The sequence below is a fragment of the Enterobacter sp. T2 genome (assembly GCF_010692925.1).
Lineage (GTDB): Bacteria > Pseudomonadota > Gammaproteobacteria > Enterobacterales > Enterobacteriaceae > Enterobacter > Enterobacter kobei.
This window is the reverse complement of sequence record NZ_CP048736.1, coordinates 1,781,295-1,802,215: the sequence shown is the minus strand read 5'-3', so window position 1 is coordinate 1,802,215 and position 20,921 is coordinate 1,781,295. Positions and strand designations below refer to the sequence as shown.

19 protein-coding genes are annotated in these 20,921 nt (G+C 55.6%); 5 read left to right on the top strand and 14 right to left on the bottom strand.

Annotated features, from left to right (window positions below):
- Window positions 1–27 precede the first annotated feature (27 nt).
- Genes cobB through lolC form a run of 5 tightly spaced genes read right to left on the bottom strand, consistent with a single transcriptional unit; the run spans window position 28 to window position 4,967 of the window.
- On the bottom strand, window positions 28–849 hold the full coding sequence (gene cobB, locus G0034_RS08530; RefSeq protein ID WP_014883409.1) for a Sir2 family NAD+-dependent deacetylase: 822 nt from the start codon (window positions 847–849) through the stop codon (window positions 28–30).
- Between the two features lie 14 nt (window positions 850–863).
- Window positions 864–1,775, bottom strand: coding sequence for an N-acetylglucosamine kinase (gene nagK, locus G0034_RS08525; RefSeq protein WP_023332717.1), 912 nt, complete (start codon window positions 1,773–1,775; stop codon window positions 864–866).
- 54 nt (window positions 1,776–1,829) lie between these two features.
- Window positions 1,830–3,074 (bottom strand): lipoprotein-releasing ABC transporter permease subunit LolE, encoded by a 1,245-nt coding sequence (gene lolE / locus G0034_RS08520; protein WP_014883407.1) that lies wholly within the window; start codon window positions 3,072–3,074, stop codon window positions 1,830–1,832.
- Window positions 3,074–3,775 carry a lipoprotein-releasing ABC transporter ATP-binding protein LolD gene (gene lolD, locus G0034_RS08515; RefSeq protein ID WP_023332716.1) on the bottom strand — a complete coding sequence of 234 codons (702 nt, stop codon included), beginning with the start codon at window positions 3,773–3,775 and terminating at the stop codon, window positions 3,074–3,076. The genes lolE and lolD overlap by 1 nt, the downstream gene beginning before the upstream one ends.
- Entirely contained in the window at window positions 3,768–4,967 is a 1,200-nt protein-coding gene (lolC, locus tag G0034_RS08510) for a lipoprotein-releasing ABC transporter permease subunit LolC (RefSeq protein WP_014883405.1), read from the bottom strand. The genes lolD and lolC overlap by 8 nt, the downstream gene beginning before the upstream one ends.
- A 258-nt stretch (window positions 4,968–5,225) precedes the next feature.
- Between lolC and G0034_RS08505 the strand changes: the two genes are divergently transcribed.
- The 3 genes from G0034_RS08505 to ldtC all read left to right on the top strand — a co-directional run bounded on the left by G0034_RS08505 (window position 5,226) and on the right by ldtC (window position 11,008).
- Window positions 5,226–6,299 carry an acyltransferase family protein gene (locus tag G0034_RS08505; RefSeq protein ID WP_032636981.1) on the top strand — a complete coding sequence of 358 codons (1,074 nt, stop codon included), beginning with the start codon at window positions 5,226–5,228 and terminating at the stop codon, window positions 6,297–6,299.
- Window positions 6,300–6,448: 149 nt separating this feature from the next.
- Complete coding sequence (gene mfd / locus G0034_RS08500; protein ID WP_032636982.1) at window positions 6,449–9,895, top strand: transcription-repair coupling factor; 3,447 nt, start codon at window positions 6,449–6,451, stop codon at window positions 9,893–9,895.
- 147 nt (window positions 9,896–10,042) lie between these two features.
- Entirely contained in the window at window positions 10,043–11,008 is a 966-nt protein-coding gene (ldtC, locus tag G0034_RS08495) for a L,D-transpeptidase LdtC (RefSeq protein ID WP_063434343.1), read from the top strand.
- Window positions 11,009–11,083: 75 nt separating this feature from the next.
- On the opposite strand, the gene bhsA is transcribed toward ldtC, so the two are convergent.
- Window positions 11,084–11,341, bottom strand: coding sequence for a multiple stress resistance protein BhsA (bhsA, locus tag G0034_RS08490; RefSeq protein WP_014883401.1), 258 nt, complete (start codon window positions 11,339–11,341; stop codon window positions 11,084–11,086).
- A 244-nt stretch (window positions 11,342–11,585) separates the two neighbouring features.
- Between bhsA and comR the strand changes: the two genes are divergently transcribed.
- Window positions 11,586–12,221 carry a TetR family copper-responsive transcriptional repressor ComR gene (gene comR / locus G0034_RS08485; RefSeq protein ID WP_014883400.1) on the top strand — a complete coding sequence of 212 codons (636 nt, stop codon included), beginning with the start codon at window positions 11,586–11,588 and terminating at the stop codon, window positions 12,219–12,221.
- A gap of 59 nt (window positions 12,222–12,280) precedes the next feature.
- On the opposite strand, the gene G0034_RS08480 is transcribed toward comR, so the two are convergent.
- The 8 genes from G0034_RS08480 to hinT all read right to left on the bottom strand — a co-directional run bounded on the left by G0034_RS08480 (window position 12,281) and on the right by hinT (window position 18,368).
- Window positions 12,281–12,820 carry a glycine zipper 2TM domain-containing protein gene (locus G0034_RS08480; RefSeq protein WP_179120714.1) on the bottom strand — a complete coding sequence of 180 codons (540 nt, stop codon included), beginning with the start codon at window positions 12,818–12,820 and terminating at the stop codon, window positions 12,281–12,283.
- A 193-nt stretch (window positions 12,821–13,013) separates the two neighbouring features.
- Window positions 13,014–14,318, bottom strand: coding sequence for an NAD(P)/FAD-dependent oxidoreductase (locus tag G0034_RS08475; RefSeq protein ID WP_014883399.1), 1,305 nt, complete (start codon window positions 14,316–14,318; stop codon window positions 13,014–13,016).
- A 237-nt stretch (window positions 14,319–14,555) separates the two neighbouring features.
- Window positions 14,556–15,098: an alpha/beta hydrolase YcfP gene (gene ycfP / locus G0034_RS08470; RefSeq protein ID WP_014883398.1), complete on the bottom strand. Its 543-nt coding sequence runs from the start codon at window positions 15,096–15,098 to the stop codon at window positions 14,556–14,558.
- A gap of 34 nt (window positions 15,099–15,132) precedes the next feature.
- Window positions 15,133–16,158: a beta-N-acetylhexosaminidase gene (gene nagZ, locus G0034_RS08465; RefSeq protein ID WP_179121316.1), complete on the bottom strand. Its 1,026-nt coding sequence runs from the start codon at window positions 16,156–16,158 to the stop codon at window positions 15,133–15,135.
- Between the two features lie 11 nt (window positions 16,159–16,169).
- Complete coding sequence (thiK, locus tag G0034_RS08460) at window positions 16,170–16,994, bottom strand: thiamine kinase (RefSeq protein WP_179120713.1); 825 nt, start codon at window positions 16,992–16,994, stop codon at window positions 16,170–16,172.
- Window positions 16,975–17,622, bottom strand: a complete 648-nt coding sequence (gene lpoB, locus G0034_RS08455) for a penicillin-binding protein activator LpoB (protein WP_014883395.1) — start codon at window positions 17,620–17,622, stop codon at window positions 16,975–16,977. Before lpoB ends, thiK begins: the two co-directional genes overlap by 20 nt.
- Window positions 17,623–17,632: 10 nt before the next feature.
- A complete protein-coding gene (locus tag G0034_RS08450) occupies window positions 17,633–18,007 on the bottom strand; it encodes a YcfL family putative periplasmic lipoprotein (RefSeq protein ID WP_023332707.1) in 375 nt (124 codons plus the stop codon).
- A 1-nt stretch (window position 18,008) separates the two neighbouring features.
- Window positions 18,009–18,368: a purine nucleoside phosphoramidase gene (hinT, locus tag G0034_RS08445; protein ID WP_008500786.1), complete on the bottom strand. Its 360-nt coding sequence runs from the start codon at window positions 18,366–18,368 to the stop codon at window positions 18,009–18,011.
- A 350-nt stretch (window positions 18,369–18,718) separates the two neighbouring features.
- Between hinT and fhuE the strand changes: the two genes are divergently transcribed.
- Window positions 18,719–20,908, top strand: a complete 2,190-nt coding sequence (fhuE, locus tag G0034_RS08440; protein ID WP_179120712.1) for a ferric-rhodotorulic acid/ferric-coprogen receptor FhuE — start codon at window positions 18,719–18,721, stop codon at window positions 20,906–20,908.
- Window positions 20,909–20,921 lie beyond the last annotated feature (13 nt).

The following is a 20,921-nucleotide window of genomic DNA, read 5'->3' as shown; positions in this document are numbered from 1 at the left end:
GACGGGTGCCTTTTTACACCATTGCCGCTACAGCCCTTTCAGCAGCTTGTCGACAAATTCCGGGACGACCGCGCTTGCCAGACCGTAGTGTTTCTCTTCAAACTCGCTGCCCACCTGGCTTGGCTCCAGATTGAGCTCAACCGTATGGGCGCCGTGCAGTCGCGCTTCGTGAACAAACCCCGCCGCCGGGTAAACATGGCCGGATGTACCAATGGCGATAAACACGTCCGCCATCGCCAGCGCGCTGTAGATATCATCCATCCCCAGGGGCATCTCGCCGAACCACACCACGTGCGGGCGCAGGCGTGCGGGGAACTGACAGCAGTGACATTTGTCTTCTGGCAGCACGTCCTCTTTCCAGTCCAGCACCTGGCCGCTCCAGGCACAGCGAACTTTGAGCAACTCACCGTGCATGTGGATGATGTTTTTGTTACCGGCTCGCTCATGCAGGTTGTCGATATTCTGCGTCACCAGCAGGAAACGATCCCCCAGCGCCTCTTCCAGCTTCGCCAGCGCCAGATGCGCCGGATTGGGCGCAATCTCAGGCTGCTGCAGCTGGCGACGGCGGGCGTTGTAAAACGCCTGCACGAGATCCGGATCGCGGGCAAAACCTTCCGGCGTGGCGACATCCTCCACGCGGTGTTCTTCCCACAGTCCGTCCGCCGCGCGGAAGGTTCGAATTCCTGACTCAGCGGAGATCCCCGCCCCGGTCAGCACCACCACTCTGGGTTTATCCATCGCTTCTGGCATCATTCTGTCTCTGAAAAAGATCCGCTGACGCAAGCGCTCACGTAAGCGGCGTTTGTTTTTGCGAAAACGGCTGAGTCGACCCTGGCGACGCGACAGCATAGAAACCTCGTAAACTAATCGGTGAGATGAAGGAATGCGGCTCCGCGCATGCCTCCTGCGTCCCCGTGTCGCGCACGTTCAATACGCGGCACGCGTGCAACCGGCAATAAATGTCGGGGCAAACGCCCGGACAACTGTTCCGTAATCGCAGTGAAGTTTGACAACCCTCCCCCAATCACCAGCAGATCCGGGTCGACGATAGTGAGAATATTTCCCAGACATACCGCCAGCAGATCCAGATAGCGCTCAACGTGCTCTCGCGCCTGCGCATCCCCTTGCTCCCACAAGGTAATGATTTGAGGGGCCTCAAGTTTCTGATGATAGAAGTGTTCGTAAAGCCATGCAAACCCGCGGCCGGAGAGGTAGTTCTCAATACAGCCGTGCTGGCCGCAGCCGCAGCGGGTCAGCGGAAACTCACGCCCGACAACGTCCAGGGCATCCACCGGCAAGCGGATATGGCCGAACTCACCGGTGATATAGCTACGCCCGGTGATGGGCTTACCGTTGATCACTATCCCTCCGCCGACGCCCGTGCCGAGGATCAGTCCCATGACCAATGGATACTGACGGAATTCATCATCCCAGGCTTCAGAGAGCGCAAAACAGTTGGCATCGTTATCTAAACGCACGTCGCGTTCAAGGCGGGCAGAGAGATCGGCGCGCAGCGCTTTGCCGCTGGCAGCAGGTACGTTGGCGGCATACAGCGTGCCGTCGTCGGTTTCGGGCATGCCCGGAATACCAATGCCGACGCTGCCTTTGACGCCAAAGCGTTCATCTGCTTGCGCCACCAGCGCGGCAATGGCGGTTAAAAATTCGTCGTAGCTCTCGCGCGGCGTGGGAACGCGCGTTTCCCACTGCAGCCTGAGGTCTTTATCAAATACGCCGAGCGCAATCTTAGTGCCGCCAATATCAAATCCATAATACATAGTGCATTCCTCTTTTTGACCTGGCGGCCCAAAAGCCGCTAGATCATGACGTAATTACTGGCCACTTAATACCCTCGCCGGATCAATTCGGCTTGCGCGACGCGCCGGATACCAGCTTGCCAGCAGACTCAGTAAAAGTGCTGTAACCAGCACATAAAAAACGTCCAGCCAGTGCAATTCAGACGGCAGGAAGTCAATAAAATAGATATCACCCGACAGGAACTGGTGACCAATAAGCTTTTCAATGCCGTTGATAATTGGCGTCAACTGCAGGGAAACCACCACGCCAATCACCACGCCACACAGGCTGCCGAACAATCCTGCCAGCAAACCGTACCAGACGAAGATGGCGCGAATAAGACCGTCTTTCGCCCCAAGCGTTCTCAGCACGGCAATGTCACCGCTCTTGTCCTTGACTGCCATCACCAGCGTCGAGACGATATTAAAGCACGCGACGCCAATCACCAGCACCATCGCCAGATACATAATCGCGCGGATCATCTGGATATCACGGTACATATACCCGTAAGTGCCGATCCAGCTTTTGATGTAAACATAGTTATTGGTCACGCTGCCCGCGTCGCGTACCAGTTTGTTGGCATTAAAGACGTCGTTCACCTTAATGGCAATGCCCGTCACACTGTCGCCCATGTCGAGATACTGCCGCGCATCTTCCATCGGCACCATCGCAAAGCTATGGTCAAGCTGACCGCTCAGCTGAAGAATACCGGTGACGTGCAGGCGCACGCGTTTCGGCTGCTGCAATTTGTGATCGGCGCTGGCGTTCGGGATCATGATCGACACCCAGTCGCCCTGCTTCACCTTCAGGGCATCTGCAACGCCTTTGCCCATGATGATCTGCTGCTCGCCGGCCTTAAAGTTTGCCCACGCGCCGTTCTGCACATATTTCGGCAACGCGCTCAGGCGTTCTTCCTGGGCGGGGTTCACCCCTTTCACCTGGATGGCACGCAGGTTTACCCCGCTCTCCACCAGCCCGGTAAAGTTGATATAGGGCGCGGCAGCAGCGATGCCCGGGACTTTCTCTACTTTGTTGAGCGCATCGCTCCAGTGGGTCCAGGGCTGGTTAACCGGCTCGATTTCCCCGTGCGGTACCACCGCCAGAATGCGGTTATTCAGTTCGCGCTCGAAGCCGTTCATGGCGCTCAGGCCGACAATCAACACCGCCACGCCCAGCGCAATTCCGATGGTCGAGATGACGGAGATGAGCGACACCATGCCGCCGCGACGGCGACCGCGGCTAAAGCGTAACCCGATGAGTAACGATAACGGTGAAGCCATTACTCCGCTCCCATCAGGGTCAGTTCTGCATTCAGATGACCGTCGCGCATTTCAAGCTGGCGCCCCATGCGTTTTGCCAGCTGCAGATCGTGGGTGACCACCAGAAACGCGGTGCCCTGCGAGGCGTTAAGTTCACCCAAAAGCTGGAAAATACTGTCCGCATTACGCGCATCCAGGTTACCGGTCGGTTCATCCGCCAGTACCAGACGCGGGTTGTTGACCAACGCACGGGCAATGGCCACGCGCTGACGTTCGCCGCCGGAAAGCTCCGACGGACGGTGATTGCCACGGTGACCCAGCCCTACTGCGTTCAGCATGTCGCTGGCGCGGGCGTTAATTTCTGCCGGTTTCTTTTTGCCAATCAGCAACGGCATCGCCACGTTTTCCAGCGCCGTGAAATCCGGCAGCAGGTGGTGGAACTGGTAGATAAAGCCCAGCTCGCGATTACGCAGCTCGGCCTTCGCCGCTGAGGACATTTTGCTCATCGGCTGGCCGGAAAAAATCACGTCGCCGCTGGTTGGGGTATCCAGCCCGCCCAGCAGGTGCAGCAGCGTACTTTTGCCCGAGCCGGAGCTGCCGACAATCGCCATCATCTCGCCTTCGCCCACGCTAAAGCTCACATTGTGCAGCACGTCGGTCTGCACAGCGCCTTCCTGATAGCGTTTGGACAGGTTGTCGCATTGCAACAGGATCTTATTCATAACGTAAAGCCTCAGCGGGTTGAGTGGCGGCAGCGCGCCAGGAAGGATAAAGCGTCGAAAGCAGCGCAATGGCCATCGCGGCCAGCGCAATACCGATAACCTGCAGCGGCTCGATAGCCACCGGCAGCGCCGCGCCATCAAGCAGCGCGCCGATGATCGGCATTAAATTATTAAGCTGGCTGGCAAGCAATGCGCCGAGCCCTGCCCCCAGCAGCGCGCCGATAATCCCGGCGCTGGCACCCTGCACCATAAAGACCGCCATGATCTGGCGCGGCGTGAGCCCCTGGGTTTGCAGGATGGCGACCTCGCCCTGCTTTTCCATCACCATCAGACCCAGCGAAGTGATGATGTTAAAAGCGGCCACGGCCACGATCAGGCTCAACAGCAGCCCCATCATGTTTTTTTCCATACGCACGGCCTGGAACAGTTCGCCTTTACGTTCGCGCCAGTCCTGCCATTTGGTGCCGTCCGGCAGTTTTTGCTGGCTGAGGGTATCAACCTTCAGCGGCGCGTCGAGCCACAGGCGCCAGCCCGTGATGTTCCCTGCCGGGTAACGCATCAGGCGCGAAGCATCCTGAATGTTAACCAGCATCTGATAACCATCGACTTCGCTGTTGGCGGCAAAGGTACCAATTACGTTAAACAGGCGCTGGCTTGGCAGGCGCCCCATCGGCGTAAACTGACTGGCAGAGGGCACCATCACACGCAGCTGGTCGCCACGGTTGACGCCAAGCTGGCCGGCAAGCTGCTCACCCAGAATAACGTTGTATTTTCCGGCGGCCAGATCGGTCTGCTTCACGTTAACCAGGTACGGGGTCAGCGGATCGTTTTGTGCAGGGTCAATACCCAGCATGACGCCGACCGCCACGCTGCGGGCGCTTTGCAGCACCACGTCGCCGGTTGTTAACGGCGCAACGCGCGTGACACCCTGTAACTTCGCCGCACTTTCCGGCAGCTGTTGCGGGTTCAGCGAACCGTTGGTGGAGGAGAGAACGGCCTGCGGCATCAGCCCCAGGATGTTGTTTTGCAGCTCGCGCTCGAAGCCATTCATGACGGAAAGGACCGTCACCAGTGCCATCACGCCGAGCGTAATGCCAATAGTCGAAAGCCAGGAGACAAAGCGACCGAAGCGGTCCGCGGCGCGCCCACGCATGTAACGTAAGCCTATGAAGAGTGCGACAGGTTGATACATGAAATCCGTCTGTTTGCTGATAGCAGACCCACGAGTATATAAGCGAATCCGTTAAGCGTAAATGACTGAAACCGTAAGCTTTGGTAATCATTTTTCTGAAAAATTCAGATAAATCAGCGTGCTATTGTCTGAATTGTCGCCTCGCAACCTCCACCTTTTCCGAAAAACCTCCTGATACAGACTGTTACCCGTTACATCCCGGTTTCATTTCACAACAATTGCTCGTTCGTTTATGGCAATTTAAGGTAGTCGCGAACAATGAAGCAAAAAGCATTATGGATTAACCAGATAAAAGGGCTGTGTATCTGCCTGGTGGTTATCTATCATTCGGTCATCACCTTTTATCCGCACCTGAGCGGGCTGCAACACCCGCTATCCGGCCTTCTCGCGAAATGTTGGGTCTATTTTAATCTCTACCTCGCCCCATTCCGCATGCCGGTATTCTTCTTTATCTCCGGCTATCTGATCCGTCGTTATATCGATGAGGTGAACTGGCGAACCAGTCTCGACAAACGGATCTGGAGCATTGTCTGGGTTCTGGTCCTGTGGGGGATTCTGCAATGGCAGGCATTGACCCACCTGAATGCCTGGCTGGCGCCCGACCGTGAGCTTGCCACCTCCTCGAACGCGGCCTACGCCGATTCCCTCTCAGGATTTGTACGCGGTATGCTCACCGCCAGCACCAGCCTGTGGTATCTGTATGCTCTGGTCGTCTACTTCACGCTGTGTAAACTGCTGAGCCGCTGGAAGCTACCGGTTCTCGGGCTGCTGGCACTGGCGAGCGTCGCGATCAACTTCCTGCCGTTGCCGTGGTGGGGAATGAACAGCGTTGTTCGCAACATGATCTACTACAGCCTCGGAGCGTGGTATGGCGCAGAGCTGATGGCGTGGATGAAAAGTTTTAACCTGCGCCGCACGTGGCTGGCGACAGGCGCGTTCGCCGCCGTCTCCGTGGTGCTGTGGTTTGCTAACGTTCCTCTCCTGCTTTCCCTGCTGTCGATTGTGTTGATCATGAAACTTTTCTACAGTATTGAGCAGCGTTACGCCGTGCATCCCAACAATCTGCTGAATGTGATTGGCTCAAACACCATTGCGATCTATACCACCCACCGCATCCTCATTGAGGCCTTCAGCCTGTTCCTGATTGGCGAGATGAATGCCGCATACTGGCCGGTCTGGGCAGAGCTGTGCTTAATTCTGGTCTATCCGTTTGCCAGCCTGCTTATCTGCACCCTTGCCGGGCTCGGGGTGCGCAAACTCTCCACCGCGCTGTTTGGCGATCTTTTCTTCTCTCCTCCGTCAACGCTCTCCCTGTCACCGTCCCCCCGCTAATGCCCTCTCCGCCCCCGTTTTGGGGGCGGAAAGTCACCCCGTGCGGTTACAATTTGCTTATGTAAAACGATCGAGGATAATAAAGACATTGCGTATCAGTGATATGCCCCAATACTGTTGGTATATCCATAAGAGACTCTGACATAGCCATGCCTGAACACTATCGTTATTCCTTGCCTGTCAAAGCGGGCGACCAGCGCCAGTTGGGTGAACTTACGGGCGCGGCGTGCGCCACGCTGGTGGCAGAAATTGCTGAGCGACACCCCGGCCCGGTGGTGCTTGTTGCCCCGGATATGCAAAATGCCCTGCGCCTGCACGACGAAATCCGCCAGTTCACCGATAGCCTGGTGTTCAGCCTGGCCGACTGGGAAACGCTGCCGTATGACAGCTTCTCTCCGCATCAGGAGATCATCTCCTCGCGCCTGTCGACGCTCTACCAGTTGCCGACCATGCAGCGCGGTGTGCTGATTGTGCCGGTAAATACCCTTATGCAGCGCGTCTGTCCGCACAGCTATCTGCATGGTCATGCGCTGGTGATGAAAAAAGGCCAGCGCCTGTCCCGTGATGCCCTCCGCGAGCAGCTTGACGGTGCCGGCTATCGCCATGTCGATCAGGTGATGGAGCACGGGGAATACGCAACCCGTGGCGCACTGCTTGACCTGTATCCTATGGGCAGCGACCAGCCGTATCGTCTCGATTTCTTCGATGATGAAATCGACAGCCTGCGCGTGTTCGACGCCGACACCCAGCGCACGCTGGAGGAAGTAGAGTCCATTAACTTACTGCCCGCGCATGAATTCCCGACGGACAAAACTGCCATCGAACTGTTCCGCAGCCAGTGGCGCGATAAGTTCGACGTGAAGCGTGATGCCGAGCACATCTATCAGCAGGTCAGCAAAGGCACGCTCCCGGCCGGGATCGAATACTGGCAGCCGTTGTTCTTTAACGAGCCGCTGCCTGCTCTGTTCAGCTACTTCCCGGCAAATACGCTGATTGTGAACACCGGCGATATCGACGCCAGCGCCAGCCGTTTCGAAAGCGAAACCCGCGCCCGCTTCGAAAACCGGGGCGTTGACCCGATGCGTCCGCTGCTGCCGCCAGAAGCGCTGTGGCTGCGTACCGACGAACTCAATGCGGAGCTGAAGCACTGGCCGAGGATCCAGCTCAAAACCGATTCGCTTGCCGATAAGGCCGCCAACACCAACCTCGCCTTCCGGACGCTGCCGGACCTGGCCGTACAGGCGCAGCAGAAATCGCCGCTGGATAATCTGCGCAAGTTCCTTGAGTCCTTTACCGGCCCGGTGGTGTTCTCCGTTGAGAGTGAAGGCCGCCGCGAAGCACTCGGCGAGCTGCTGGGGCGAATAAAAGTTGCGCCGAAACGCATTCAGCGCCTGAGCGACGCGGCCGGAAACGGCCGTTATCTGATGATTGGTGCCGCCGAACACGGGTTTATTGATACGCTCAACAACCTGGCGCTGATTTGCGAAAGCGATCTGCTGGGTGAGCGCGTCGCGCGGCGCCGTCAGGACAGCCGTCGAACCATTAACCCGGACACGCTGATCCGTAACCTGGCCGAACTGCATCCGGGCCAGCCCATTGTTCACCTGGAACATGGCGTTGGGCGCTATCAGGGAATGACCACGCTGGAAGCCGGCGGCATCAAAGGTGAATATCTGATGCTGACCTACGCCAACGACGCCAAACTGTATGTTCCGGTGTCGTCCCTGCATCTGATCAGCCGATACGCGGGTGGCGCGGAGGATAACGCCCCGCTGCACAAACTGGGCGGCGATGCCTGGGCTCGCGCGCGCCAGAAAGCGGCGGAGAAAGTACGCGACGTGGCGGCCGAGCTGCTGGATATCTACGCCCAGCGCGCGGCCAAAGAGGGCTTCGCCTTTAAGCATGATAAAGAGCAGTACCAGCTGTTCTGCGACAGCTTCCCGTTTGAAACCACGCCGGACCAGGCACAGGCCATCAACGCCGTACTGAGCGACATGTGCCAGCCGCTGGCGATGGACCGCTTAGTCTGCGGCGACGTCGGCTTCGGCAAAACCGAAGTGGCGATGCGCGCCGCCTTCCTGGCGGTTGAAAACAACAAGCAGGTGGCGGTGCTGGTGCCGACCACCCTGCTCGCCCAGCAGCACTTCGACAACTTCCGCGACCGTTTCGCCAACTGGCCGGTGCGCATTGAGATGCTGTCACGTTTTCGCAGCGCCAAAGAGCAGACGCAGATCCTCGAACAGGCAAGCGAAGGCAAAATCGATATTCTGATAGGTACGCACAAGCTGCTGCAAAGCGACGTGAAGTGGAAAGATCTGGGGCTGCTGATCGTCGATGAAGAGCACCGCTTCGGGGTGCGCCATAAAGAACGCATCAAAGCGATGCGCGCCGACGTCGATATTCTGACCCTGACCGCAACGCCAATTCCGCGTACGCTGAACATGGCGATGAGCGGCATGCGCGATCTGTCGATTATCGCCACACCACCGGCGCGTCGTCTGGCGGTGAAAACCTTTGTCCGCGAGTACGATAATCTGGTGGTACGCGAGGCGATCCTGCGTGAGGTACTGCGCGGGGGCCAGGTTTATTATCTTTATAACGACGTTGAAAATATCCAGAAAGCCGCGGACAGGCTGGCCGAACTGGTACCGGAAGCGCGTATTGCCATCGGCCACGGGCAGATGCGCGAGCGGGAGCTGGAGCGGGTGATGAACGACTTCCACCACCAGCGCTTTAACGTACTGGTGTGTACCACCATCATTGAGACCGGCATTGATATCCCGACGGCGAATACCATCATTATTGAGCGTGCGGATCACTTTGGTCTGGCGCAGCTTCATCAGCTGCGCGGTCGCGTCGGCCGTTCGCATCATCAGGCTTACGCCTGGCTGTTGACCCCGCATCCGAAAGCGATGACAACCGACGCGCAAAAGCGTCTGGAAGCCATCGCCTCGCTGGAAGACCTCGGTGCAGGCTTTGCGCTGGCCACGCACGATCTTGAGATCCGTGGTGCCGGCGAACTGCTGGGCGAGGATCAGAGCGGCTCCATGGAAACCATCGGCTTCTCGCTATATATGGAGCTGCTGGAAAACGCGGTTGATGCCCTGAAGGCCGGACGCGAGCCGTCGCTGGAAGATCTCACCAGCCAGCAGACCGAGGTCGAGTTGCGTATGCCGTCCCTGCTGCCGGATGATTTCATTCCTGATGTGAATACCCGCCTGTCATTCTACAAACGCATTGCCAGCGCGAAGAATGAAAATGAGCTGGAAGAGATCAAAGTGGAACTGATTGACCGCTTTGGCCTGCTGCCCGATGCGGCGAGAAATCTGCTGGATATCGCGCGGCTGCGCCAGCAGGCGCAGAAGCTGGGGATCCGCAAACTTGAAGGTAATGAAAAAGGCGGCGTCATTGAATTCGCCGAGAAGAACCACGTCAACCCGATGTGGCTGATTGGCCTGCTGCAAAAACAGCCGCAGTATTTCCGCCTGGATGGGCCAACCCGTCTGAAATTTACCCAGGAGCTGGCGGATCGCAAAACCCGTATGGACTGGGTGCGTAACTTTATGCGGCAGCTCGAAGAGAACGCGGTCGCGTAATCTGCCCTCCCCCTTTAGCCAGTGCTGACGGGGGGACAATTTACAAACTCTTTGCACTTCACCCGATCTTCCCGACACACCCTTTCGCCATAATTATCATTAACACCTTATCAAACAATAACCTTATCATTTATATGGATTATGGTGATGATGACCTCTTCGCGTTTTACCCGCTGGATAACCCTGTTTGCGCTGGCTGCCGCCGTCGCGGTTGCGCTTCCCGCTCGCGCAAACACCTGGCCTCTTCCACCGCCTGGCAGCAAGCTGGTCGGGGAAAACCGCTTTCATGTGGTTGAAAATAATGGCGGTTCACTGGAAGCGATTGCCAAAAAATATAACGTCGGTTTTCTGGCTCTGCTGCAGGCGAACCCCGGCGTCGATCCGTATGTCCCGCGAGCGGGCAGCGTACTGACGATCCCGTTACAAACTCTCCTGCCGGATGCCCCGCGCGAGGGGATCGTCATAAACCTGGCTGAGTTACGTCTTTATTATTATCCGCCGGGTAAAAATGAAGTGACCGTCTACCCTATCGGTATCGGTCAACTGGGCGGCGACACCCTGACACCGACGATGGTGACGACCGTCTCGGATAAACGGGCGAATCCAACCTGGACGCCAACGGCCAACATTCGTGCCCGTTATAAAGCCCAGGGCATCGATCTTCCCGCGGTTGTTCCGGCTGGCCCGGATAACCCTATGGGGCACCACGCGATCCGCCTGGCGGCATACGGTGGGGTTTACCTGCTGCACGGAACGAATGCCGACTTTGGCATCGGCATGCGCGTCAGCTCCGGCTGTATTCGTCTGCGCGATGACGATATCAAAACGCTGTTCAATGTCGTTACGCCAGGGACTAAAGTGAATATTATCAACACGCCGATTAAAGTCTCTGAGGAGCCGGGCGGCGTACGGCTGGTCGAAATTCACCAGCCGCTCTCAAAAAATATCGACGACGATCCGCAGACGTTACCCATTAACCTGAATGCTGCGATGGTGAGCTTTAAAACGAATGCGAATACCGAGAGCCAGGTGATGGAACGTGCGATGGAGGCCCGGTCAGGCATGCCGACCGATGTCACCCGGCATCACGATATCGTTCAGCAGTCGATGTAAAACAGAACGTAAAACGCCCTGCTTAGCAGGGCGTTTTTTATTGCAGTGGCATAAATGAGGGTGTTTATGCCCGGCTTATTTGTAAATAACAGCAGTGCCGTGCAGCGTGTTAGGACCGGTCACAGAGGTGATGCGGTAGGATTTTGCACCCATTGCTTCCGCTTTTTGTGCCAGCTGATCTTCCAGTGAACCCAGGTTAGTCCCGGCAGACGCAGAGATCGTCCCGACTTTATGCTGATCGGCTGGCGTTGACTGAACTTGTACAGCAGCAACGCTTGCGAAAGAAAGTGAACTCAGTACGGCTGCAGCGATGAGGGTTTTTACGTTTTTCATGATGTTTACCTTTGGCAGATGAATTTGGAGGTCGTTAGCGATTTAGTTAACGATCGATAGGTAAATCATAAATGTGATCCAGCTCACGCGTCAACACAATTTTATAACGAGCATTAATTAATTTTTAAAGTCGTTAATTTTCATACATATATGATTAATTTATTTTTAAGCATTCTGCACTGGTGGTGGGTTGCGTTTATTTTTATAATGGTTATTCAACAAATCAACAGAGGACCAACGGCAAATGACAACCGACGTCACGAGTTGTGCGAAGAAAAGCCGTGGCCGACCAAAAGTGTTTGACAGGGATGCAGCGCTTGATAAGGCCATGACTCTCTTCTGGCAACATGGGTATGAAGCGACCTCGCTTTCCGATCTGGTAGAAGCCACCGGCGCCAAAGCACCGACGCTCTATGCTGAATTTACCAACAAAGAGGGGCTGTTCAGGGCAGTGCTGGACAGATACATTTCGCGCTTTGCAGCGAAACACGAAGCCCAGCTGTTTTGTGAAGAGAAAAGCGTTGAACAGGCGCTACGGGATTACTTCACCGCCGTTGCCACCTGCTTCACCAGTAAAGATACGCCCGCGGGCTGCTTTATGATTAACACCTCCGCCACCCTGGCGGCAGCGTCGAAAGAGATCGCCAATACGGTGAAATCGCGTCATGCCATGCAGGAAGAGACGCTCAGCGCATTTCTGGCTCAACGCCAGCAGCGCGGTGAAATTCCCGCGCACTGTCAGCCGCAGATGCTGGCGCAGTACCTGAGCTGTATTTTGCAGGGTATGTCGATCAGCGCGCGTGAAGGCGCGACGCTGGAAAAACTGCAGAATATAACCGAAACCACACTACGCTTGTGGCCTGAACTCCTCAAAATTTGAGGTAAAAAAAAGCTCCTCAGCCTGAGCGCTTGAGGAGCTAAGTTCAGAGAACATCTTTTTTACACTTTGTTATTCAGTACCAGCTGGCCATTTCCATCCAGTGGGATTTGCGTTCCTGGGTCTTTATCCATACGGATTTTGCCCTGCTGATCGCCAATTTTGTAGGTGACGTCATAACCCAGCATTTTTTCCGACTTGTCATAGACGGTTTTACAACGCTGCTGAGTCGTGGTGTAAGTATAGTTATCCTGCATCGCACCCTGCACCTGGTTGCCGGCATAGCCGCCACCCAGCGCACCAACGACGGTCGCGACATCTTTACCCCGGCCACCGCCAAACTGGTGTCCAATTACCCCACCCGCTACTGCACCCAGAACAGAGCCGGCAATACGGTTTTCATCCTGTACCGGACGACGGTGGGTCACGGAGACGTTACGGCACTCCTGACGAGGGGTTTTTACGGTTTCTTTAATGGGAGTAGCAGAAACCACCTGCGCATACTGCGGGCCGCGATCTAATACGTTGAGACTGGCAACAGCAGCCACACCTAACGCCGCTGCGACACCAATCCCTATACCCGCCAACATAGATTTATTCACGGGACTTCCTCCTTTGTTGCTATTGGTAACAATTTTGCAATGAAGCCACGGCTTCGCCAATAAGACAAAGGATCAAAAAGTGGACACTGGAGAGGGATATATCATGTTTAGGAGAACTCTTAAGCACCTAATCCATGACGGGCAGCATGATATGCTAAAAACTCCCTCCGGAGGGCCCGGAGGGAGTGAAAGATTAGTGGAGTTTAAGACGCGGACGGATGACGCGGTTGATTCTGCCCACCAGCATCATCAGACCCGTTTTGAAGTAGCCGTGCAGTGCGATCTGGTGCATACGGTACAGTGAAATATAGACAAAGCGTGCTATGCGCCCTTCTACCATCATCGAGCCACGCATCAGGTTACCCATCAGGCTACCGACGGTAGAGAAGTTGGACAGCGATACCAGAGAGCCGTGGTCTTTATAGACATACGCCTTCATCGGTTTGCCTTTGTACTGCGCCAGAATGTTATGCAGCACCAGGCTTGCCATCTGGTGCGCAGCCTGAGCACGCGGCGGCACGAAGCCACCTTCAGGGCGCGCGCAGGAAGCACAGTCGCCAATCGCAAAGATTTCCGGGTCGCGCGTGGTTTGCAGCGTTGGCTCCGTCACCAGCTGGTTAATGCGGTTCGTTTCCAGACCACCGATATCTTTCATAAAATCAGGCGCTTTGATACCTGCCGCCCAGACCATCAGATCCGCTTTGATGTACTCTCCGTCTTTGGTGTGCAGACCGCCTTCGTCGGCGCTGGTCACCATCGTCTGTGTCAGCACCCGCACACCCAGTTTGGTGAGTTCATTGTGCGCCGCACCGGAGATACGCGGAGGCAGCGCCGGGAGGATGCGTTCACCGGCTTCGACCAGCGTGACGTTCAGCGCGTCGTTTGTTAACCCTTTATAGCCGTAGCTGTGCAGCTGTTTCACCGCATTGTGCAGCTCAGCAGAGAGCTCTACCCCCGTTGCCCCGCCGCCGACAATTGCAATGTTAACCTTGCCATTCGCACCCATGTTATTGGTGTACTTCAGGAACAGGTTCAGCATCTCCTGATGGAAACGACGTGCCTGGTGCGGGTTATCAAGGAAGATACAGTGCTCTTTCACGCCCGGCGTGTTGAAATCGTTAGAGGTACTGCCCAGCGCCATTACCAGCGTGTCATACGCCAGTTTGCGTTCAGGAACCAGCAGCTCGCCTTTTTCATCACGCAGCTCTGCCAGGGTGATGGTTTTGCTTTCACGGTTGATATCCACCACGGAACCCAGCTGGAACTGGAAATGGTGATTGCGTGCGTGCGCCAGATAGCTCAGCGCATCCACGCCCTCATCCAGCGATCCGGTCGCCACTTCGTGCAGCAACGGTTTCCACAGGTGACTGTGGTTACGATCCACCAGCGTGATTTTGGCTTTTTTACCGCGACCCAGCTTCTTACCCAACTGTGTGGCCAGCTCCAGCCCGCCAGCACCACCGCCTACAATCACTATCTTTTTCAATGGCGTAGTCAACGTGACCCCCTCAAATTATTAACCAATTGTTAATTAAAAGTTATAAAAATAACCCTTAATTAACAACAGGTTACAGCACTGAAACCATTCAGGTGAATTGAGAATACCACGTCAGGCGCATTGGTCATACCAAAATTGATATGCATCAAGTTTTGATGGCTTAAAAGTAGACAATTCTGGACAAAAAGAAACCCGGTACGCATTAGCGACCGGGTTCCGGAGGTGACTGACTGTGGCTTAGCCCAGCGTTTTAAAGGCTTTTATGCGCTGCAGATGTGGGGAGATGTTCTTGAACTTATGGGTCTGTTCTTCATCCCAGACAATCTCATAGTAATGATGCAGAAGCTCCGCAGCCCGGTGGCTGTTGAGCGCCTCATCATTACGCGAAAGGATCACCAGACACCGGTCGCGGTTTTTATCGCGAAAATTACTGACGCACTTGGTGGCAATATCGACGTACTCTTCCGGGCGGTCAATTTTGCCTTCCATGTTCTCATTCGGGAAAAGGTTAGGATTAAATACAACCTGGCGTATGTCGCACAGAAAACCAATCCGCTCTGCCCAGTAGCCACCCAGGCCCACGCCGCAAATCAGCGGGCGATCGTCGATATTAAGCTGAAGCATCTTGTCCACTTCTTTGAGCAGATGCTGCATATCATGCTTCGGATGGCGCGTGCTGTAGCTGATCAACCGGACATCGGGATCGATAAACTGCAGCTGCAACACCTTCTCATGATTACCAGGACTGTTTGAGTCAAAACCGTGTAAATAGATGATCATTGTCTTCTCACCATGCTACGCCTTCCGGGAGGGATTACAGGCTGGCTTTGTGCGCCTGCCAGCGCTCATTCAGGTCTTCAAGCCGGGCGTTGACCGTCTTCCAGCGCGCCGAATCCATCAGCTCCTGACGGCTAAATGAACCTTTATGATACAATTGTGTAACACGCTCTGCATTGATCGGCGACAGGTTATCCAGCACGCTAACAGCCCCTTTACGATTATTGCAGACCAGGATCATATCGCAACCTGCGTCAAGCGACGCCTGACCGCGTTCTGCATAGCTGCCCATAACTGCCGCCCCTTCCATCGACAAATCGTCGGAGAAAATCACGCCATTGAAACCCAGCTCCTGGCGCAATACGGTTTTCAGCCAGTGCGGAGAGCCACTGGCCGGCCGCGGGTCGACGTCGCTGTAAATCACGTGGGCAGGCATGATAGCGTCAAGTTTGTTATCGGTGATAAGTGAACGGAACACTGACATATCTTTGGCACGAATTTCCGCTTCCGGGCGCGGATCGCGCGGGGTCTCTTTATGGGAATCCGCCGTCACGGCCCCGTGGCCCGGGAAGTGTTTGCCGGTGGTTTTCATACCTGCATCGTGCATCCCGTCGATAAATCGGGTCGCCATTGCCAGCGCAATACGCGGATCTTCATGGTATGAGCGCTCGCCAATAGCGGCGCTGATATGGCCCACATCAAGTACCGGGGCAAAACTGATATCGATATCCATGGCTATCATCTCGCAGGCCATCAGCCAGCCCGCTTCCTGCGCCAGTTTGCCCCCCTCTTCCGTACCGAGCAGCGCGGCAAAAGACTGGGCAGCCGGCAAACGGGTAAAACCGTCGCGAAAACGCTGCACGCGTCCACCTTCCTGATCGACGGCCACCACCAGATGATTGCGCGATGCCGCGCGGATCTGACGCACCAGTTCACGCAACTGCGCCGGATCGTGATAGTTGCGGGTAAACAGGATCAGGCCGCCCACCAGCGGATGCGCCAGAATTTCACGCTCCTCCGCATCCAGCTCAAACCCTTCAACATTCAACATGACTGGACCCACACTCACCTCTCTTATCCTTTCATTTGTAACTGACGCCAGGCATCGTCTGCCAGCGCAATAAATTGTTTATCTCTGGACTGCTGAAGGCGCATTTCAAACCAGCCCGCCATCAGCATAATGACCCAGGGTCGCCAGCGTCTCACCTGACGAGCCAGCGCGTCGGCGTCAATATGCGCTACTCTGGCATACTCTCTGATGAGCGTCAGCCGCGCGGCGTCACTTTCCGTCCAGACCGCGGCCAGCTCCAGCGCCACATCGCCGTCTCCGGCATATTCCCAGTCAATAAGTCTGGCTCCTCCTGACGTATGCACAATGTTCCCGGCGTGCACATCCATATGTAACGGTGAGAGCCGAATCGGTTGCGGCTCGCCCGCTTTACGCAGCCGTTTGAGATGCGCAAGCCAGACAGAGGTACGTCTTTTCGGGGAGGCTTGCTGCCAATAGTGCTCAAGCAGCGGAAGTAACGCGATTCGCCACCCCAGACGCTGTTGCTGGTGCAGATGATACAGCATCGCCGCGAGCTCCGGGGTGTCCGGCAGCGCGCTTTTCACCTCGCCCTCAAGATAGTCGACGGCCATCCAGCCCTGTCGGAAAAAACGGGGTTCCGGCACGAGATCCGACGGAAGACGTCTGAGGGCACGAAACTGACGACGAAAATGGAAAGCGGGCGCGAAGGGAGCGTGATTATGTCGTAAGACCAGACGGTGCGCGCCCTGCTCCAGAATACAACTCGCGCCGCCAAGCCCGGAGTGGGCCTGCGGCGCGATAAGGCGGTACTGCGGAAAATAGCGCGTCAGGATCGCATCACGCGTGCTGTCATTGTTGCGTAACCGCACCTTTACCTGACCAGATAATTTCGCCTGTCTGAACCAGCATCAGCTGCATCTGCAGGGCTGGGGTATTCACGTTGCCGGTCGCATTAGAGTACAGCACATACTGGGCGCCAACGTTGCGGGCAATCCCAATCGCCTTGCTGCGGGTGCCGAGGCTATCCTGCGGCGACAGGCCGAGTTGCTGTTTGGCCACCGCGAGCTGCTGAGCAGAGACCAGCGTAAACTTGCCGTTGTTCGCCAGGGCATTGCGCAGGGTTTCCGTCGCTTCGCCCGCGTTCAGCGAACCGTTAGTACGGTTGTTAACGCTGTCGACCAGCAGCACGCCGCCTGCCGTCACGCCCTGTGCCTGCAGCATTTTACCGACCATCGGTTGCATTGCACCGTTCCAGTCATAATGGCGCACGCGCGGCGTAGGCTGTGACGTCTGGTCCGGGTGCTCAATTGGACCGGGCTGGGACGGAATAGACGGTACAGACGGCACGGTTGGCTGTGGCTCCGTTGGCGTTGTCGGCTGCTCAGTACCCGGTTTAGCCTCTTCTACAGGTGCAGGCTGTTCAGTACGGGTCACACACCCTGCCAGAAACAGAGCGAAAGCGGTCACGAGCGCATAACGGCTCAAATTTTTAATCAAAGTTCCCCCCTTACAGATAAAGATAAAGTCTTACCTTATGTGCACCCAAATAGCTGGCGCTGTCATAGATCGTTACCGACGACCTCGCCGGAAGGGTGACGCTGCGCGGCGCCTCCAGCGGATGCATTTCAAGACCTCTTACGTCATACCAGAAAAAACGGTAGTGGACCGTCACGGGTTCATTTCGTTCGTTAAAGAGCGCAGAGGAGGCTGAAGACTTAATTTCACTGACGGTTAACGCGGGCTGTTGCGCCGTAATACCCGCCGCCAGCACGGAGGACTCCATCACCAGCGTCTGTTCATCGCTCACGGGGATCGCCGGGCGCGTGCTGCATCCCACAATCATCATCGTCATTACCAGCGCTGCAATACGCCCTTTAAACATGTCAAAGACCTTTGTGTGCCAGCATCGGCCCCAGAGGACGTCCACCCAGCAGATGCATGTGAATATGATAAACTTCCTGGCCGCCATGACGATTACAGTTCATGATCAGACGGTAACCGTCTTCCGCTATGCCTTCCTGCTCGGCAATTTTCGCCGCCACCGTCAGCATACGACCTAACGCCACTTCGTGCTCGGTTTTTACGTCATTTACGGTCGGAATCAGAATATTGGGAATGATAAGGACGTGTGTCGGTGCCTGGGGGGAAATGTCCCGGAAAGCCGTCACCAGTTCATCCTGATAGACGATATCCGAGGGGATTTCGCGACGGATAATTTTACTGAAAATCGTTTCTTCAGCCATGACCTTTTCCTTTTTTGTTAAATCTGGCGTGGTGCGTCCGCTGATAACACACTCTCGGGAAGACTGTGTGACACAATCCAAGAGTATGAGCGAGTTTCTCCTGTCCTTTCAACCTTCTCCCCCGAATTCTTTCCTGAATCTTCATCAGCTGAATGAAGAGTGACCGCTCAGGCGTATTCACTGGCTGAAACATTATTTCAGTTCCGCTCGACACATCTGTTTACAGCATTAATGGCAATGCGTATATTTCGCATTTGCATTTTCATGCGCATTTTTAACATAGAAAACGACGTCAGACCGCGATCGCGGGACTGATGCTACCAACCTTCACCGTTCTTAAGGGTTTGATCATGTCTTTCAATCATCATACCAGGGATGGGCAACGTCAGCCTGTCGCAACGCCTTCGTTGCTGGCAGCCTGTATTGCTATGGCATTGATGCCAGCCGTGAGTTTTGCCGCCTCCACAGACGAAGATACCGTTGTGGTTGATGGCAGTTTCGATAACGCGCCTGCCTTGTCCGACGGGCAGGATCGGGACTACAGCGTCAAGACCACCACCACCGGGACCAAACTGCTCCTCGTGCCTCGCGATATTCCGCAGTCCGTCAGCGTCATCAGCCAGCAGCGCATGGCGGATCAAAACCTGCAGTCTATCGGCCAGGTGTTAACCAATACCACTGGCGTGACGGCGCAGGTTCAGGACAGCGACCGTACCGTATTTTACTCACGCGGATTCTTCGTGAGTAACTATGCGTACGATGACCTGCCGACCTCCATCAGCGAAGTGTGGAACTTCGGCGATACTGCCGCCGATACCGCGATTTATGACCGTATCGAAGTGGTACGCGGCGCAACCGGCCTGATGTCCGGGACGGGAAACCCGGCGGCCTATGTCAATATGGTGCGCAAACATGCAGACAGCAATGAATTCAAAGGTAATGTCAGTGCCAGCTACGGCAGCTGGGATAAACAGCGCTACGTGCTGGATCTGCAGGCGCCGCTGGTGGAGTCCGGCAAGATACGCGGCCGCCTGATTACGGGCTATCAGGATAACGACAGCTTTGTTGATAACTACCACTACCGTAAAAAATTCCTCTACGGCGTGGTGGATGCGGATGTGACCGACAGCACGACCCTTTCTGTCGGCTATGAATACCAGGAAAGCAACACCGAGGATCCGACCTGGGGCGGATTGCCAACCTGGAACAGCGACGGGAGTAAAACCCATTACGATCGTAGCCAGACCGTAGCGCCAAAGTGGGCATATTCGGATAAAGACAACACCCGCATTTTCGCCAACCTGACTCAGCGCTTTGACAACGGCTGGGAAGCCCACATCAACGGCATGCATGCTGATACGAATTTCGACAGCAAACTGATGTATATGTCCGGCTATCCCGATCAAGCGACCGGTGCAGGCATGGTGGGCTATGGTGGCTGGAACAAAGGCGAGCGCAAACAGGATGCGGTTGATGCCTTCCTGCGCGGCGGATTCGATCTCTTTGGCCGTCAGCACGAAATGATGTTTGGCGGCAGCTTCAGCCGCCAGCGCAACCATTATGACAATAGGATGCCGGATGCGTTATACGGCATGGTCGACGTGGGTAATTTCAAAAACTGGAACGGGGATATTGCCGATCCTCAGTGGACGACATGGAAGCTCTATAGCCAGGACGACATCCGTCAGTCATCGGCCTATACTTCCGCCCGCTTCTCGCTGGCCGATCCGCTGCACCTGATCCTCGGGGCGCGCTATACCAACTATAACATTCGCTATAACCCGGCGGGCTCTCCGGACACCCGTCTGGAAAGTACCAAAGATGACGTCACGCCTTACGCGGGCCTGGTCTACGACATTAATGAAGACTGGTCGACTTACGTCAGCTATACCTCAATCTTCCAGCCTCAGGACAAGCGTAATGCCAGTGGTCGTTACCTCGACCCAACCACGGGTAAAAGCTATGAAGCCGGTGTGAAAGCGGACTGGTTCAATACCCGCCTGACCACCTCGCTGGCAATTTTCCGCATTGAACAGGATAACGTGGCGAGCAACACTTATACCTACATGCCGAGCGGTGAATCCATTTATGAATCGCTGGACGGTGTGGTGAGTAAAGGGATTGAGTTCGAGCTTAACGGCGCGCTGACGGATAACTGGCAGCTAACGTTCGGCGCAACCCGCTACATTGCTGAAGATAAAAACGGCAACGCAGTCAGCTCCGATCAGCCGCGCACAACCATGAAGCTGTTTACCCGTTATCAACTGCCAATGCTGCCAGAACTGACCGTGGGCGGTGGCGTAAACTGGCAGAATAAGGTGTGGACGGATGTAGACGGCGGCCCGGCGGGACAATCACGTGCAGAGCAAGGCAGTTACGGGCTGGTTAACCTGTTCAGCCGTTATCAGGTCACCAAAGAGTTTACCGTCCAGGCTAACGTCAACAACCTGTTTGACAAAGAGTATTACGATTACGTCGGCTCTTATGTGGTTTATGGCGCACCGTTGAACGTCTCGGTGAGCGCGAGCTACGACTTCTGATTGTTTAGCCGGG